Below are 16,052 nucleotides of genomic sequence, written 5' to 3'. Positions count from 1 at the left end.
CCCCACGGGCGCCTCCGCGACTCCTCCCCAACTGCGACACCATCCGCGCGGATCGGTGCCGATCTCGTCGCGTCACCGCCACAACCCTGGGCAGTGACAGGCCGATCCGATAGTTTCGCACCACCCCGCACGCCCGGGCGCCGCCACCCCGGTGCCCCTGCGCCGGGGCCGACGGACAGCGCCGTGCGACGCGAACTGGGGAGGACTGTGCGCGAGTTCACCACCCCCGCCCCGGCCGGGCCCGAGGCCACCGGAGGACTCGCCGACTCCTTGTACGACACCGCCGAACACCGCCCGGACCTGGTGCAACTGTCCCGGCGGACCGGCGACGGACGTTGGCGGGACGTCACCGCACGGGAGTTCCGGGACGACGTCCTCGCCCTCGCCAAGGGCCTGCTGACCCGCGGCGTGCGCTACGGCGACCGGGTCGCCCTGATGTCCCGCACCCGCTACGAGTGGACGCTGTTCGACTACGCACTCTGGTCGATCGGCGCGATCACCGTGCCCGTCTACCCCACCGCCGCCCCCGAGCAGGTGCGCTGGATCCTCGCCGAGACCCAGGCGGTGGCCTGCCTGGTCGAGGACGAGGACGCCGCGATGACCGTCGGCGCGGTCTGCGACGCCCTGCCCGACCTGACCGGGATCTGGCAGCTGGACCGCGACTGCGTCGCCGCGATCACCGAGGACGGTTTGGGCGTCCCCGACGCCCTGGTGCACCGCCAGCGCCTCGGCGTCACCGCCGCCAACATCGCCACCGTGGTCTACACCTCGGGCACCACCGGACGCCCCAAGGGCTGCCTGATCAGCCACGCCAACCTGGCCGCCGAGGCCGACTCGCTGCTCACCGGCTGGGGCGAGGTGCTGCGCGACACCGGCGGTGGCGGCCAGCCCGCCACCCTGCTCTTCCTGCCGCTGGCGCACGTCTACGGACGGGCGGTGCAGATCGCGGCGATCCGCGGCGGCTTCCGGATCGGGCACGTCCCCGAAGTCTCCACCGACGCACTGCTGCCCGCCCTGGCGAGCTTCCGGCCGACCTTCCTGCACGCCGTCCCGTACGTCTTCGAGAAGATCTTCCAGCGGGCCAGGCGCGCCGCTGAGGAGGCCGGGCGCGGCGAACTCTTCGAGCAGGCCCGGCAGGTGGCCGTCGACTGGGCCGCCGCCCGGGAGCAGAAGGCCTTCGGCCGCGGCCCCGGCCCCGGTACGGCCCTGCGGCTGCGCCACCTCGCCTACGAGCGGACCGTCTACCCGAAGCTGCGCGCCGTGCTCGGCGGGCGGGTGCGCACCGTGATGTGCGGAGGCTCTTCGCTGCGACGGGACTTGGGCCTCTTCTTCACCGGCGCCGGGCTCCAGCTCTACGAGGGCTACGGCCTCACCGAGACCAGCGCGGCGATCACCGCCAACCCGGCGGGCCGACAGAAGCTCGGCACCGTCGGGCAGCCGGTGCCGGGCGCCTCGGTGGCCATCGCCGACGACGACGAGGTGTGGGTGCGCGGCGGCTCGGTCTTCGGCGGCTACCTCAACCACCCGCGGTGCACGGCGGAATCGCTGGTCGACGGCTGGTTCGGCACGGGCGACCTGGGCCGGCTGGACGAGGACGGCTACCTCACCATCACCGGCCGCAAGAAGGACCTGATCGTCACCAGCAGCGGCAAGAACCTCGCCCCGACGGCGCTGGAGGAACGGGTCGAGGCGCACCCGCTGGTCTCCCAGTGCCTGGTGGTCGGCGACGACCGCCCGTACGTGGCGGCGCTGATCACCCTCGACCCGGCCGCACTGGCGCACTGGCTCAAGACCCGTGGACGGGAGCAACTGGACGCCTGGGCGGTGCTGGCGGACGAGCAGCTGCACATCGAGATCCAGCGCGCGGTGGCGGCGGCGAACACCGCCGTCTCGCGGGCGGAGTCGATCCGGGCGTTCCGCTTGCTGCCACGGGAGTTCAGCCTGGAACAGGGGCTGCTGACCCCCTCGCTCAAGCTGCGGCGGGCGGCGATCGCGGAGTACTACTCGACGGACATCGAGGAGTTGTACCTCTCCTGAGTCGGGCCGGACCTCCATCCGAACCGTCCTGCCGGACAGGTCTTCTGACGTTCCGTCTTGTCCCGTTTCAGGACGGATCATTCGCGCTGCGGTTCACTCGCCGTTCTCTTGACGAGTGGATTGGTCCAGTCCATTGTTGCTCTTCGGTCCGAGTGCGGCGCACCTGTACCACCCGCTCCCGCCCCTCCGGGAGCGCCCCGGTTCCACGGTCCAGATTCCCGTTTCGCGCCCTCCCCACGGGCGTGCCCCCACCTGCTGGAGTCCTCACGTGTCGATGTCCACGCGCCTGTCCGCGCTGGCCGCCTCCGTCGCGCTGCTCACCGCCTTCGCCGTCCCGGCGGCGTCCGCCGCTCCCACTGTCTCCGCCGGCAGTGGCGCGGGCGCCGCGACCGTCAACCTGGCCACCAACCCCGGCTTCGAACTGCCCTCCCCCGACCTCGCCGACTGGGGCAGCATCCCCGGCTGGAACTGCACCGGCGGCCCGGCCGAGGCAGCCGTCACCACCGCCGCCGCGCACTCCGGCACCTCGGCGCTCACCGTCACCCCGGCGAACGACGACTCCACCGGCGAGTGCGCACAGACCGTCGCCGTCCAGCCCGGCACCACCTACACCGCCTCGGCCTGGGTGCGCGGCGCCTTCGTCTACCTGGGCGCCACCGGCACCGGCCAGGACGTCGCCCCCGCCTGGACCGAGACCACCTCCGGCGGCTGGCAGCAGCTGACCACCCGCTTCACCACCGGCCCGAACGCCCACAGCGTCCGGCTGTACGTGCACGGCTGGTACCAGCAGGGCCCGTTCTCGGTGGACGACGTACGGGTCGACGGCCCGGCGCCCGCCCCGGCGGTGGCGGCCGGCTCGATCCCGACCACCGACAAGGTCGTCTTCTTCACCGTGGACGACGGCTGGCAGCGCACCCCCGAGGCGGAACGCTTCATCGCCGACCACCACCTGCCGATCACGGCCTTCCCGCTGCCGATGCCGGCCGGCACCGACCCGGACTTCTTCAAGCGGGTCACCGCCGTGCCCGGCTCCTCCATCCAGGACCACAGCGTCTCGCACTCCGACCTGAGCAAACTCCCGCTGGAGCGGCAGCAGGTGGAGATCTGCGACGCGCGCGACGCGATGACCCGGCTGTTCGGCACCGCACCCGTGGTGTTCCGCCCGCCGTTCTTCGCCTGGAACGCCGACACCCTGCAGGCCGCCGCCAACTGCGGCATCCGCACCGTACTGACCGCCGACGCCGACTACAGCTGGGGCGCCTCCAACATCTGGCACCCGGGCCCGCTCCAGCCGGGCGACGTGATCCTGATGCACTGGACCGACACCCTCGCCACCGACCTGCCCCGCGCCCTCGCCGCCGCCGACGCCGCAGGCCTCAAGCCGGCCGGGCTGATCGACTACCTGCGCTGACCGGTCCGGTCCGGCCCAGGCGGCGAACGGATGACAGATGACAGCTGACAGATTTCAGATGATGAAATCTGTCAGCTGTCATCTGTTCGCTGTCATCTGTTCGCTGTCATCTGTTCGCTGTCATCTGTTCGCTGTCATCTGTTCGCTGTTCGCTGTGCGCTCCACGGTGATCACTCCCATTGACAGGGCATCCGCGGCCCACCTCTAATGGGGGCGTGCAGCGCGGCGTCAGCCACAGAGCAGTGGGCCGGCCGGCAGCCGAGCCAGCACCTTGCACGCAAAGGGACGATGCGCGATGAGCACCTTCTCCGCCGCCCTGATCTGACCGAGGCGGCCACCACGGTGTCCGCCCGTTCGTCGCGTGATGCCGTGTGTGGCCGCGCCCCATCACTCGCAGGAGACTTCACCGCACACACATGCCCATGTCCTTCAACCTGAATGTCATCGAGGAGTTCCGCGCCAACGGCGGCCGGGTCGGCGGCCCGTTCGAGGGCGGCGACCTGCTGTTGCTGACCACCACCGGGACGCACTCCGGTCGGCCGCACACCGTACCGCTCGGGTACGTCCGGTCCGAGGGGCTGCTGCTGGTCATCGCCTCGGCGGCCGGCGCGCCGGAACACCCGCAGTGGTACCGCAATCTGCTGGCCCACCCCGTGGTCCGGGTCGAGCTCGGCACCGAGACCTTCGACGCGGTCGCGGTACCCGCCGAGGGTCCACGGCGCGCGCGGCTGTTCGCCGCCGTCGTCCGCCGGGCGCCCGGGTACGGCGACTACCAGGCGCACACCGAGCGGGAGTTGCCGGTAGTCGTCCTGGAGCGCCCCGAAGCGCCGCCGGGCCACCCCCGCGACGTCCGCAGCCTGGCCGACAAGCTGCTGGAGGCACACAGCTGGCTGCGGGCCCAGTTGCGCCACGTCCGGGCCGAGGCCCACGCCCACTCCCCCGGCAGCCCGGCCGGGCTCGGGCTGCAACTGCGCCAGCACTGCCTGGCGTTCTGCGAGGGGTTGACGCACCACCACACCGGTGAGGACTCCGCGATCTTCCCCGCCCTCGCACACAGCCATCCGGAGCTCGCCGGGGTACTGGAGCGGCTCGGCGAGCAGCACCGGGCGATCGGGCGGATCAAGGAGGAACTGGTGGCACTGCTGGCCGGGATCGAGGTCACCGAGCCGGACCGGCTCCGCTCCGAACTGGACCGGATGTCGGACGAGTTGGAGGCGCACCTCGATCACGAGGAGGCTGAGCTGCTGCCCGCTCTCGCCGGGATCCCCTTCCCACCGGTGCGGCCCGGCCCCGGCGTCGGCCACTGACGTGGCGGTGCCGTCGTCCCCTCCCAGGGCCCGGGAGGGGACGGCGGCACCGGCCTCACACCGTCAGCCCGCCAGGGACGGCGGACCAACGGAGCGGCAGAGCGGGGACGCCTCAGGACTGGCTGAACACCGGGAGGTAGCCGTTGGCCTGGCCGGCCGCGTTCGGGTGGTAGCTCTCGTCGATCGGCAGGGTGGTGCTGTGCAGCCAGGTGTCCTGCGAGCCGCAGATCTCGTGGCCGGCGAAGGCGTCACGCACGTCGCCGAAGGTGAAGCCGGCGTTGGCGACCTCCTTGGCGATCACGCCGTCCAGGGTGTCGGCGGCCTCGTTGATGGCGGCTCGCTTGGTGTCGCCGATGCCGAAGAGGCAGTAGCCGCCGATCTGGTAGAGGTGCGGGTAGCCCATCACCACGACGTGGGCGTTCGGGGCCTTGGCGCTGATGGCGGAGTACACCCGGTCCAGCTGGCCGGGCAGGGTGTTGGTCGCGTAGTTCTCGGCCGTGTTGACGGCGTTGAGGCAGTCGCTGTCGGAGCCGAGCACGCAGGTCTTCATGGTGCTGGAGAAGCCCGCGTCGTTGCCGCCGATCGAGAGGCTGACCAGCGTGGTGCCGCTGTTCAGTGCGGAGATCTGGCTGTTGAGGATGTCACCGGTTCTCGCGCCCGAGCAGGCGACGAAGGTGAAGGAGGCCGGGGAGTTCGCGTTCGTCCAGAGCGAGGCGTACGCGTTGGCGCTGCGCTTGCAGCTGCCGCTGTCGCCCAGGTAGTTGCCGGCACCGACGCCGGCCGAGTAGGAGTCGCCGAGGGCGACGTAGTTCACGCCGGCCGCATTGGCGGCTGACGCCGTGAGGAGCGTCGTCATGGTGAGGGCCGCCGCGATCGCGGCGACGGAGAGGGCACGGGCAGGGCGGAGCATCGTACCTCCAGATATGACGGGGGTCACAGGAAGGGAGACCAAGCGGCAATCGAACGCGGAAGTGTTTATGCCAAAGACGGTGGCGGCCAGCCCGCCGGCGCGGGAGGTGAACTGCCCTGCAAGCAAGGCACGTTCACGCCGACCGTCACACCGGGCGCCGGCGCGCACGCGACCTGCACAGGCGTACGCGCACTCCGGCACGGAGAGTCGCGCCGGTACCTGCCGGCCGTGACCGCCCGGCACCGACGCGCTCGACGCCGCTTCGCTCAGGAGCGACTGAACACCGGGAGGTAGCCCCCGGACTGGCCGGCCGCGTTCGGGTGGTAGCTCTCGTCGATCGGCAGGGTGGTGCTGTGCAGCCAGGTGCTCTGCGAGCCGCAGATCTCGTGCTCGGTGAAGGCGCCGCGCACGTCGCCGAAGGTGAAGCCGGCATTGGCGACCCGCTTGGCGATCACGCCGTCCAGCGTGTCGGCCGCACCGTTGATGGCGGCACGCTTGGTGTCGCCGATGCCGAAGATGCAGTCGCCGCCGACCTTGTACAGGTGCGGGTAGCCCATCACCACGACGTGGGCCTTCGGGGCCTTGGCCTTGATCGCGGAGTACACCTGGTCCAGCTGGCCGGGCAGGGTGTTGGTCGCATAGCTCTTCGCCGTGTTGACGGCGCTGAGGCAGTCGCTGTCGGAGCCCAGCACGCAGGTCTTCATCGTGTCGGCGAAGCCCGCGTCGTTGCCGCCGATCGACAGGCTGACCAGCGTGGTGCCACTGTTCAACGCGGAGACCTGACTGTTGAGCACATCGCCGGTTCTCGCCCCCGAACAGGCCACGAAGGAGAAGGAGGACGGTTTGTTCGTGTTCTTCCACAGGTACGCGTACGCATTGGTGCTGCGCTTGCAGCTACCACTGTCGCTCAGATAGCTGCCGGCACCGACGCCGGCCGAGTACGAGTCCCCGAGGGCGACGTAGCTGACACCCGCCGCATCGGCGGCCGACGCCGTGAAGAGCGTCGTCATGGTGAGACCGGCCGCGATGGCGGCGACGGACAGGGCACGAGCAGGGCGGAGCATGGCACCTCCTGATATGACGTGGGTCACAGAAGGGATACCAGGCAGTAGCCCCGCGCGGAAGCGCTCATGCCAAGGACATTGACGGGCCGTCTGATAGCAGGGAAGTGAACTACCCTCGACCGAGCGTGAGTTCGCCCAGGTGGGTGCGGGTGTATGTCGACGCGTGTCGGTCATCGCGTGTAGACAAAAAACTTCCGAGAAGTCAGCTCGCCGTCAGCCAAAGGTCGGCGTACGGCCGCCGGTGCGTCAGTTCCGGGCCCGCCGCCGGGCAGCCCGTTCCGGGGACGGCACGCCGCCGACCGCGTTCCGAGGCCCGGCTCAGTACCGCGGGAAGCGCCCGCCGCCCGGGTACACCGGGCCGGGGAAGACCGTGCAGCCCTCGACCGGGAGCTCCTCGATCTCCTCGTTCGCGGCGGCCGGCACGCCGAGCCAGCGGACGGCGGTGGCGACCGCCGCCCGGGCCTGGCGCAGCCCGGGCTCGCCCCAGCCCAGCAGCTCGACCGCGAGCCCCGGCGCGACCAGCAGCCGCCGGTAGTGCCGGCCCGAGGCCGGATCGGCCGCGCTCGGACCGACCGCCCGCAGCGCCGCCGCCATCCGGACCCGGGCACACTCGTGCCCGCCGTTCGCCGAACCGACCCGGTCGTACAGGTAGCCGAGGTAGTACGGCCGACCGATCACGGCCTGGGCCTCCTCCCCCGCCTCCCGGGCCAGGGCGGCGGCCGGGTCGCCGTCGTCCTCCGGTTCCAGCGAGCCGCCGGGCAGCGAGCAGATCCCGTCCCTGGGGTTGACCAGGGTCAGCACCCGGCCGTCCGGGGCGAACAGCCAGCCCCAGGACTGCTTCATCGGCAACCCCTCGGGCACCTGCTCGCCCGGCCGCCACGGCCAACCCGCCGTGGGACGCCGGCGCACCTTCCCGAGCAGCTCGGCGATCTCCGCCGTGAACTCGATCCGGCCCATGCCGCGCGTCCCCCCTCTCGGTGTCGGGCTCGCCGGACCCTACGGAGCACGGTACGGAGCGGAGCGACCGGAGTGGCGGCGTGGGGTACCGCGCACTCCTGCTGTTGATCTTCTCCGATCTTCCCCGAACAGGCGGTCGATGAACAGTCCCCAGCGCCGCATGGTGGATGCGGAGGCCGCGAACCCCCTGATCACCCCAGCAGCCCACCCCCGCCCCCGGCTTCCGGGAGGCCCGGCAGCGGGAACCCCGGCTGCGGGACCGCACCGGGCGGGAAGGGCACCCCGCGCGCCGCGTCGTCGGCCAGCTCGTCGAACACCTCGTGAGCGGTCATCGGCCGCAGCCGCCCACCGGCCAGTGCCCAGCCCCGCACCCGCGGCCCGGACCTCGCCCCGTCCGCGGGCCCGCTCCCGCCGTCGCCCGCGGGCCCGTTGCCGCCCCCGGCCCGGGGCCCGCCCGGCGGAGCGCCCGAGGACCGGTTCGACGACCAGTCCGACGACCACTGCGACACCCGCGACGGCGACGCGGCCGGGTCGCCGTGCAGCAGCAACGCCCCCGCGCCGCCCGAGGCCACTCCGGCCGCGAGCGTGACGCAGAACGCCTCCACGTCCCGCCCGGCGGGTTGCAGGCGCCCCGCCTCCACGCAGAGGTCCACCGCCGAGGTGAGCTGCTCGCCGTCCTCCGGGCCGTGGCAGCGCAGCGTCAGCAGGTGGCAGCCCTCCCCCGCCCCCTCGGCCAGCGCCAGGTACACGGACGTCACGTACCGCATCACGGCCGCCATCCGCCGCTGCCCGGCCAGGTCGTCACCCAGCACGTCGAGCAGCACCGCACAGGCGACGGACATCCGCACCCGCGCCCGGTGGTCGTCCAGCAGCACCGGAAGGAGGTCGGCCATCGGCTCCCCCGCGTAGACGAACGGCTCCCCAGCCAGGTCCGGATCCCCCGCATACGCGACCCGGGCGGCCGACGCCCGGGGGTCGAGGCCGAGCGCGGCGCAGTAGTCCTCGAAGTCACCCGCCTCCAGCACGCGCAGGTGCACCTCCAGCCCCTGCTGGTACAGGCCCCTGAGCTGACCCTCCGCCCGCACCAGGTACTCGTGGTGCCCGAGCGCGCCGAACAACCCGTACTCCGCCAGTACAGCGAAGTCCTCCGCCTCGACGGCCAGCGCCACCGCCACCGGCTGGGGCGGCGCCCCGCGGGCCCGGCCACCGCGCCGCCCCCGTGCCCCGGCTCCCCCGGCCCCACCGGGACCACCGGCCCGCGCACCCGGCGGTCGCCCCGCGCCCGGCGGCGCGGCCCCGCCGGGGCCACCGGCCGGCGGTCGCCCGAACCCGGGGCCGGCCCCGCTCCCGGCCCCATTCCCGCTCCCGGGCCCGGACCCCGGCCTCCGCCCGCCGAACAGCAGCGCCCCCGGCTCCCGCAGCAGCCGCTTCCGCACCACCACGACTCCCGACACCGCTCCCGACACCTCGTACACCGACTCCCGCACGGTCATGGTCTCCTCCTGTCCGGTCGGCCTCCGACCCCCGGATCCGCCGACGCCACGGAACATACACAGAGCCACTGACAATCCACCCCGAGTAATCGAACACCGACGCCCGGGGCCCCTCGAAGGAGAAATATTTGCCCCCTAAAGCCGCCCATCGCAGCACAGCAAGGGGCAAAAATGAGCCCCTCGCCCACCATGCACTCACCGCCCGTCCACCGGGCGGCCCCCGTGGCCACTGAGCAGGCCGGGATTGTCAGTGCCGGGCGTTAGGGTCGGGGACCATGCGACTGCTGCATACCTCCGACTGGCATCTCGGGCGCTCCTTCCACCGGGAGAGCCTGCACGACGCCCAGCGCGCCTTCCTGGACCACCTCGTGGACGTGGTCCGGTCCGAGGGCGTGGACGCCGTGCTGGTCGCCGGGGACGTGTACGACCGGGCGCTGCCGAGCCTGGACGCGGTCGCGCTGTTCGACGACGTGCTGCACCGGCTGGCGGAGCTCCAGGTCCCGACGGTCTTCATCAGCGGCAACCACGACTCGGCCCGCCGCCTCGGGGTCGGCGCCGGCCTGATCGGGCGCGCCGGGATCCACCTGCGGACGGACCCGGGCGAGTGCGCCGAGCCCGTCCTGCTGGCGGACGAGCACGGCCCGGTGGCGGTGTACGGGCTGCCCTACCTGGAGCCGACCCTGGTCCGCGAGCGGTTCGGGCTCGCCAAGGGCGGGCACGCGGCTGTGCTCGGTGCGGCGATGGAGCAGGTCCGGGCCGACCTGGCGGCCCGCCCCGAGGGGACGCGGGCGGTGGTGCTCGCGCACGCCTTCGTCACCGGCGCGGCAGCCAGCGACAGCGAGCGGGACATCGCCGTCGGCGGGGTCGCCGCCGTCCCCGCCTCGGTGTTCGACGGGGTGCACTACGCCGCGCTCGGCCACCTCCACGGCTGCCAGACCCTCGCCCCGCACCTGCGGTACAGCGGCTCCCCGCTGGCCTACTCCTTCTCCGAGGCGCGCCAACGCAAGACCATGTGGCTGGTCGACCTCGCCGCCGACGGCGCGGTGACGGCCGAGCGGGTCGACTGCCCCTCGCCCCGCCCCCTCGCCACCCTGCGCGGCACCCTCGCCGAGCTGCTCACCGACGAGCAGCACACCGAGCACGAGCAGTCCTGGGTACAGGTCACGCTCACCGACGCCGCCCGCCCGAGCGAGCCGATGGAGCAGCTCCGCCGCCGCTTCCCGCACACCCTCCAGCTGCTGTTCGACCCCGAGGACGGCGGCGCCGAGCCGTCCCGTTCGTACGCCTCCCGGGTCAGCGGCCGGGGGGACTTGGAGATCGCCGAGGGCTTCCTGCGGCACGTCCGCCCCGGGGCCGAGCCGGAGCCGGACGAGCTCGGCTGGCTGCGCGAGGGCTTCGAGCACGTCCGCACGGACGCCGACCGGAAGGCGGACCTGCCCCGATGAGGCTGCACCGGCTCACCGTCACCGCCTTCGGCCCGTTCGCGGGCAGCGAGACGGTGGACTTCGACGCGCTCGCCGCCGGCGGACTGTTCCTGCTGCGCGGGGCGACGGGCGCGGGCAAGAGCAGCGTGCTGGACGCGGTCTGCTTCGCCCTGTACGGCGAGACTCCGAACGCCCGCCGGGCCAACCGGCTGCGCAGCGACCACGCCGACCCCAAACGGCTGACCCAGGTCGAGCTGGAGCTGACGCTGGGCGGGCGGCGGCTGCAGATCACCCGGCTGCCCGAGCAGCGCCGGCCGAAGAAGGTCGGCACCGGCACCACCGTCGAGCGGCCGCAGACCCTGCTGCGCGAGTGGGCCGCCGACGCGGGCGACGGCGCCCCCGGCTGGCGGCCGGTCAGCAAGTCGCACCAGGAGGCCGGGGAGGAGATCCACCGGCTGATCGGCATGAGCCGGGAACAGTTCTGCCAGGTGGTGCTGCTGCCGCAGGGCGACTTCGCCCGCTTCCTCAAGGGGGACTCCGAGGAGCGCGGCAAGCTGCTGCGCCGCCTCTTCGACACCGAGCGCTACGGGCACGTCGAGGCCTGGCTCGCCGACCGTCGCCGCGCCCAGGAGACGGCCGTCCAGGCCGGACGCCGACGCCTGCGGGACCTCGCCAGCAAGGCCGAGCAGGCCGCCGGCCCCGGGGCCGAACCCGCCGGGGCGTGGGTGCCGGCCGAGGACGACGACGCCGACCTCGCCCCCGGGCTGCTCGGCTGGGCCGCGATCCTGCGCAGCGGCGCGGCCGAGCAGCTCGCCGTCGCCGAGGCCGCACTCGCGGGCGCCGAGGCGGCGCACCGCGCCGCCCAGCACGGGCGCGAAGGCGCCGAGGAGCTCGCCGCCCGCCAGCGCCGGCACCGGGAGGCGCTGGCCGAGGCCGACCGGCTGGCCGCCTTCGAGCCGGCCGCCGCGCGGGACCGGCAGCGGCTCGCGGCCGCCCAGGAGGCGGTCGGCGTGGAGTCCGCGCTGCGCCTGCGGGAGAGCGCGGCCGAGGCACTCGGTCGCGCCCGGGAGACGGAGCAGCGGCGCCGGGAGGCGCTGGCCCGTACCGGGATCGCGGAGCACGTCCCGGCCGGGGCCGAGGCCGGTGCCACCGAGCTGGCCGAGGCGGAGCTGCGGCTGCGCGCCGAGGTGGTCCGGCTGGAGACGGCCCGGGTGGAGGAGCGGCGCTGCGCCGAACTCGCCCGTGAGCAGCTCGCCCTGGCCGGGGAGCGGCGCGGCGCCGAGGAGCGGGCCGAGGAGGCCGAGGACTGGCTGGCCGAGTTCGACGGCGAGTTGGGCCGCCTGGAGGAGCAGCAGGAGCGGGCCCGGACGGCGAGCGCCCGGGTCGAGCAACTGGACGGGCAGCGCGCCGAGTTGACCACCCGCCTGGCCGCGGCCCGGGAGCGGGACGGCCTGCGGGTCGAGATCGCGGCGGCCGAGCCGAGGGTCGCCGAGCTGCGCACGGCCGCGTTGGACGCCCGCGAGGTGGGCCTGGACCTGCGGGACCGCCGGCTGGCCGGCATGGCCGCCGAACTGGCCGAGCAGCTACTCCCGGGCGAGGCCTGCCGGGTCTGCGGCTCCGCCGAGCACCCGGCGCCCGCCGAGGCCGCCGCGGGCGGCCGGGTGAGCGCCGAGGACGAGGAGCGGGCCGGTCGGGCGCAGGCCGCCGCCGAACGGGCCTGGGGCGAGGCCGACCAGGCGCTGACCGCGCTGCGGGTGCGCGAGGCGACGGCCGCCGGTGCGGCCGGCCCCGAGGCCGCGGACGCGCTCGCGCGGTCGCTCGCCGAGCTCGAGCAGGAGCACCGCACCGCGCTGCACGAGGCGGAGGCGCTCGGCCGGGTCGGCCGGGAGATCGCCCGGCTGTCGCAGGACCGCACCCGTCGGCTGGACGAACTGCACGAGGCCAAGGAGCGCGCCGCCGTCCTCACCGACCGGCTGCAGGCCCTGGCGGACGAGCAGCGGGCGCTGACCGCCAGGGTGTCGGCCGCGCGCGGCACGGCCGCCTCGGTCGCCGACCGGGCCGCGACGCTGGGCCGGCTCGCCGAGGCGGTCGCCGCGGTGGCCGGGTCCGCGCGGGCGACGTCGGAGGCGCGGGAGCGCCTCGACGGAGCCGAGGAGGAACTCGGCAAGGCCGCCGCGGCGGCGGGCTTCCCGGACGCCGGGGCCGCGCTCGCCGTCCTGCTGCCCCGGGAGGAGCGGGACCGCTTGGAGGCCCGGCTGGAGCGGCACCGCGCGGAGTCCGCCGCCGTCCGGCACGAGTTGGCGCTGCCCGAACTGGCCGAGGCCGCCGCCCGTCCGCCGGTCGACCTGCCCGCCGCCGCGGCCGCGCTGACCGCCGCCACCGACCGCCTCGGCCGGGCGCACGCCGCCCGGTCGGCCGCCCGGGAGCGCTGCGCGGCACTCGCCGAGATCGGGCACCGACTGGACGAACTGGCCGCCGAGCTCGCCCCGGCCCTGGAGCGCTACGGGCGGATCAACCGGCTCGCCGCGCTGGCCGCCGGCACCTCCACCGAGAACCGGCTGCGGATGCGGCTGGAGTCGTACGTGCTCGCGGCCCGCCTGGAGCAGGTCGCGGCGGCGGCCAGCGACCGGCTGGTCCGGATGTCCGGCGGCCGCTACACCCTGGTCCACAGCGACGACCGCGGCACCGGCAACAAGCGCTCCGGCCTGGCCCTGCGGGTCGTCGACGCCTGGACGGGCACCGAGCGGGACACCGCCACCCTCTCCGGCGGCGAGAGCTTCTTCGCCTCGCTCTCCCTCGCCCTCGGCCTGGCCGACGTGGTCACCGACGAGGCCGGCGGGATGCCGCTGGACACCCTCTTCATCGACGAGGGCTTCGGCACCCTGGACGAGCAGTCCCTGGAGGAGGTGATGGACGTCCTCGACGGCCTGCGCGAACGGGACCGCGCCGTCGGCATCGTCAGCCACGTCGCCGACCTGCGCAGCCGCATCCCGGCCCAGCTCCTGGTCCGCAAGGGCCGCCACGGCTCCACCCTCGCCCTGGCCGGCCGGGAGGACGCCTGACGCCCGCGCCCCGTACCAGCCCGCCCAGCCCATCCGGCTCAGCCAGCCCGCCCAGCCCCGCCGAACCCAGCCGGCCCGCTCAGCCCGAACAGGCGATTCGCTGGGCCTGCTGCCAGGCACAGATCGGGCACAGGGTGCTGCCCGGCTGATCGGCGGGCAACACCGTCGGCTCACCGCACAGCACGCAGTCGGCCCGCGGCCCCTCCGCCCCCGGGTCCTCCCGCAGCGCCGCCTCCGTCGCCCCCACCGGCACCGGCCCGCAGACCGCTGCGTCGCCGCCCACCCCGGCGCCGTCCGCCCCGGTGCCGTCCACCCCGGTGCCGTCCGTCCTGGTCTCACTCATGCCGCCTTCCTACTCCCCGCCCCCACCCCGCCGCAAGGCGTGCCTGCGGCCTGGGGCTAGCGTGACCAGCATGGTTGGCACGGTGGGCGCGGGTGGCGCGGTCGGCAGGGTTCGTGGATCCGGGGACCTCCAGCGGCGGTTGCGGGCTGCCCGGGCGAGTGAGCCCACGTACGCGGAGGTGGGGGCGACCCGGGGCGGGCGGTTGCCGAAGGGGTACGCACACCTGCGCCGGCGGGTGCACCTCGGGCGGGGGCCCGAGGTGCTGGAGCGGGCCGGGCGGTACGTGCTCGGGTGGGGCAGCCAGTTGGGGACCGGGTTCGCGGTGTACCCGGGCGGACCGGTCCGTGACGGGGCCACCGTGCTGCTGCGGCTGAGACCGCCGGGCAGCCGGTGGCCGAGGCTGGTGATCCCCTGCCGGGTGGTGTGGACGGTGTCCGAGCCGGACCGGATCGGGTTCGCGTACGGGACGCTGCCGGGGCATCCGGAGTGCGGGGAGGAGTCGTTCCTGGTGTCGATGGACGCCGAGGGCGAGGTGTGGTTCGAGGTGGCCGCGTTCTCCCGGTTGTCCGCCTGGTACGCCCGGCTGGGCCGGCCGGTCGCGCTGCTCTGCCAGTACCTGGCGATCGAGCGCTACCTCGCGGCCGTGGCCGGCCACGTCGCGTAGCTCGGCTCGTGGCCCAGCTCGCGGCTCGGCTCGTGACTCAGCTCGTGGCTCGGCTCATGACCCAGCTCGTGACTCAGCTCGTGACTCAACCCAGGAAGGACAGCCGGACGGTGCGGCGCGGGTTGTCGCCGTTGGTGTCGATCAGCACCACGGACTGCCAGACGCCGAGGGCCAGTTGGCCACCGAGCACCGGGAGGGTGGCGTGCGGGGCGACCAGGCCGGGCACCACGTGGTCCCGTCCGTGGCCGGGGCTGCCGTGCCGGTGGCGCCAGCGGTCGTCCGCCGGGAGCAGTTCGCGCAGGGTGGCGAGGAAGTCGTCGTCGCTGCCCGAACCGGTCTCCAGGACGGCGATCCCCGCGGTGGCGTGCGGGACGAAGACGTTGAGCAGCCCGTCCCGCCCGGGGGCCCGCTCGTCGAGGAACGCGGCGCAGCGGTCGGTGATGTCCAGCGCGACCTCGCGGTTGCCGGTGGTGATCTCCAGGGTGGTGGTCTGGAAGGACCCGGTCGCCCCGGTTGACGTGGAGTGGTTGTTGTCCGCCATGGCGCCATCCTGGCCCAGGCCGACCGGTCGGACGTACTGCCTCGCCGACTGCCCACGCCGGGACGGCGGGCTCGCATAGAGTGAAAGGCTCAGACCAATGGAGTGGCCCCGTCTCCGTCCCGGCCTCCGGATACGCCGAAGACCCGACGGGCCGGTGATCCGGTGGTCCGTCGGGTCGTTGGTGAAGCCGGTCCCGGGCCGAGGCCCCGGGCCCTGCCAGAGAGTCTCAGCCGCGCCCGCCGAAGAGGCTGCGGCGCAGCCGGCGCAGCGGCGCCAGCAGCGAGACCCGGGTGTGGCGACGGCGGGCCGCCGCCGGGGTGTCGGCGCCGCGCGGCGTCAGCTCCCTTATCAACCCGAGCGCCTCGGCGGTGTCCACCGCCGGGAGCGCGGGCGCGCCGAGCACGGCCAGGTGTCGCTCGATCCGACGGCCGGTCGCGCCGACACCGCACTGGATCGCCGGCACACGGGGCCGAGTCCGCACTTGCATGTGTTCCATCAGTTTTCCCACCCCTACGAGGCGCCAGGGCCGTGAGGCGAAGACTATCCGTGAGGGACGGCCTTCGCGCAACCGTCCTCGGTGTTGTGCCACCGTACCGTGCGGCGTCAACTGACGATGCACCAGGGGCAGCTCGGGCGGTCACGACTAGGCATCAATGATGGTGCACGACCCGCCATCCGTCACCAGGGCCAGGAGGCGCGACCCCGGCGCCCGTCCGCGCACTGTGCGCCGGGCGCGGACGGGCGCGGGCGGGCGGCCGAACGGCGGCTGGCGGGCGTGCGGCAGGCACTCCCGCGGTGTCGACCGCGGTGTCGGCTGCGGTGTCGACGAATCGCTCCCA

Annotated in this window: 13 protein-coding genes; 6 read left to right on the top strand and 7 right to left on the bottom strand. The window is 74.0% G+C overall.

Features of this window, described 5'->3' with window-relative positions; genetic code table 11:
* Positions 1-207: 207 nt before the first annotated feature.
* The 3 genes from ACZ4W5_RS01190 to ACZ4W5_RS01180 all read left to right on the top strand — a co-directional run bounded on the left by ACZ4W5_RS01190 (position 208) and on the right by ACZ4W5_RS01180 (position 4,755).
* Positions 208-2,037: an AMP-dependent synthetase/ligase gene (locus ACZ4W5_RS01190; RefSeq protein WP_360229941.1), complete on the top strand. Its 1,830-nt coding sequence runs from the start codon at positions 208-210 to the stop codon at positions 2,035-2,037.
* 274 nt (positions 2,038-2,311) lie between these two features.
* Complete coding sequence (locus ACZ4W5_RS01185) at positions 2,312-3,448, top strand: polysaccharide deacetylase family protein (RefSeq protein ID WP_465652202.1); 1,137 nt, start codon at positions 2,312-2,314, stop codon at positions 3,446-3,448.
* Between the two features lie 416 nt (positions 3,449-3,864).
* On the top strand, positions 3,865-4,755 hold the full coding sequence (locus ACZ4W5_RS01180) for a nitroreductase/quinone reductase family protein (protein WP_465651924.1): 891 nt from the start codon (positions 3,865-3,867) through the stop codon (positions 4,753-4,755).
* Positions 4,756-4,867: 112 nt separating this feature from the next.
* On the opposite strand, the gene ACZ4W5_RS01175 is transcribed toward ACZ4W5_RS01180, so the two are convergent.
* From ACZ4W5_RS01175 to ACZ4W5_RS01160, 4 genes are all read right to left on the bottom strand, one after another.
* Positions 4,868-5,665 (bottom strand): SGNH/GDSL hydrolase family protein, encoded by a 798-nt coding sequence (locus ACZ4W5_RS01175; protein ID WP_402478018.1) that lies wholly within the window; start codon positions 5,663-5,665, stop codon positions 4,868-4,870.
* A gap of 266 nt (positions 5,666-5,931) precedes the next feature.
* Positions 5,932-6,729, bottom strand: a complete 798-nt coding sequence (locus tag ACZ4W5_RS01170; protein WP_465651922.1) for an SGNH/GDSL hydrolase family protein — start codon at positions 6,727-6,729, stop codon at positions 5,932-5,934.
* Between the two features lie 318 nt (positions 6,730-7,047).
* Positions 7,048-7,686, bottom strand: coding sequence for a hypothetical protein (locus ACZ4W5_RS01165; protein ID WP_402478025.1), 639 nt, complete (start codon positions 7,684-7,686; stop codon positions 7,048-7,050).
* Positions 7,687-7,877: 191 nt separating this feature from the next.
* Positions 7,878-8,861 carry a hypothetical protein gene (locus ACZ4W5_RS01160; protein WP_465651920.1) on the bottom strand — a complete coding sequence of 328 codons (984 nt, stop codon included), beginning with the start codon at positions 8,859-8,861 and terminating at the stop codon, positions 7,878-7,880.
* A 593-nt stretch (positions 8,862-9,454) separates the two neighbouring features.
* On the opposite strand from ACZ4W5_RS01160, the gene ACZ4W5_RS01155 reads away from it, so the two are divergent.
* On the top strand, positions 9,455-10,624 hold the full coding sequence (locus ACZ4W5_RS01155; protein WP_465651918.1) for an exonuclease SbcCD subunit D: 1,170 nt from the start codon (positions 9,455-9,457) through the stop codon (positions 10,622-10,624).
* Positions 10,621-13,665 carry an AAA family ATPase gene (locus ACZ4W5_RS01150; RefSeq protein WP_465651916.1) on the top strand — a complete coding sequence of 1,015 codons (3,045 nt, stop codon included), beginning with the start codon at positions 10,621-10,623 and terminating at the stop codon, positions 13,663-13,665. The genes ACZ4W5_RS01155 and ACZ4W5_RS01150 overlap by 4 nt, the downstream gene beginning before the upstream one ends.
* A 79-nt stretch (positions 13,666-13,744) precedes the next feature.
* On the opposite strand, the gene ACZ4W5_RS01145 is transcribed toward ACZ4W5_RS01150, so the two are convergent.
* Entirely contained in the window at positions 13,745-14,008 is a 264-nt protein-coding gene (locus ACZ4W5_RS01145; protein ID WP_465652212.1) for a hypothetical protein, read from the bottom strand.
* A 70-nt stretch (positions 14,009-14,078) separates the two neighbouring features.
* Between ACZ4W5_RS01145 and ACZ4W5_RS01140 the strand changes: the two genes are divergently transcribed.
* The gene (locus tag ACZ4W5_RS01140) at positions 14,079-14,672 is read left to right on the top strand and encodes a DUF1990 family protein (RefSeq protein WP_465651914.1); all 594 of its coding nucleotides are present in this window, start codon (positions 14,079-14,081) and stop codon (positions 14,670-14,672) included.
* Positions 14,673-14,757: 85 nt separating this feature from the next.
* Here ACZ4W5_RS01140 and ACZ4W5_RS01135 read toward each other — a convergent pair whose 3' ends face one another.
* Together ACZ4W5_RS01135 and ACZ4W5_RS01130 are read right to left on the bottom strand one after the other, a co-directional pair.
* Positions 14,758-15,213, bottom strand: a complete 456-nt coding sequence (locus ACZ4W5_RS01135) for a YjbQ family protein (RefSeq protein ID WP_360229744.1) — start codon at positions 15,211-15,213, stop codon at positions 14,758-14,760.
* 226 nt (positions 15,214-15,439) lie between these two features.
* Positions 15,440-15,709, bottom strand: coding sequence for a hypothetical protein (locus ACZ4W5_RS01130; RefSeq protein WP_360229746.1), 270 nt, complete (start codon positions 15,707-15,709; stop codon positions 15,440-15,442).
* Between the last annotated feature and the right edge of the window lie 343 nt (positions 15,710-16,052).

Source organism: Kitasatospora sp. NPDC029367, assembly GCF_055569135.1.
Note: the sequence above shows the minus strand (reverse complement) of the source record. Positions and strands in the feature narration are given on the sequence as shown.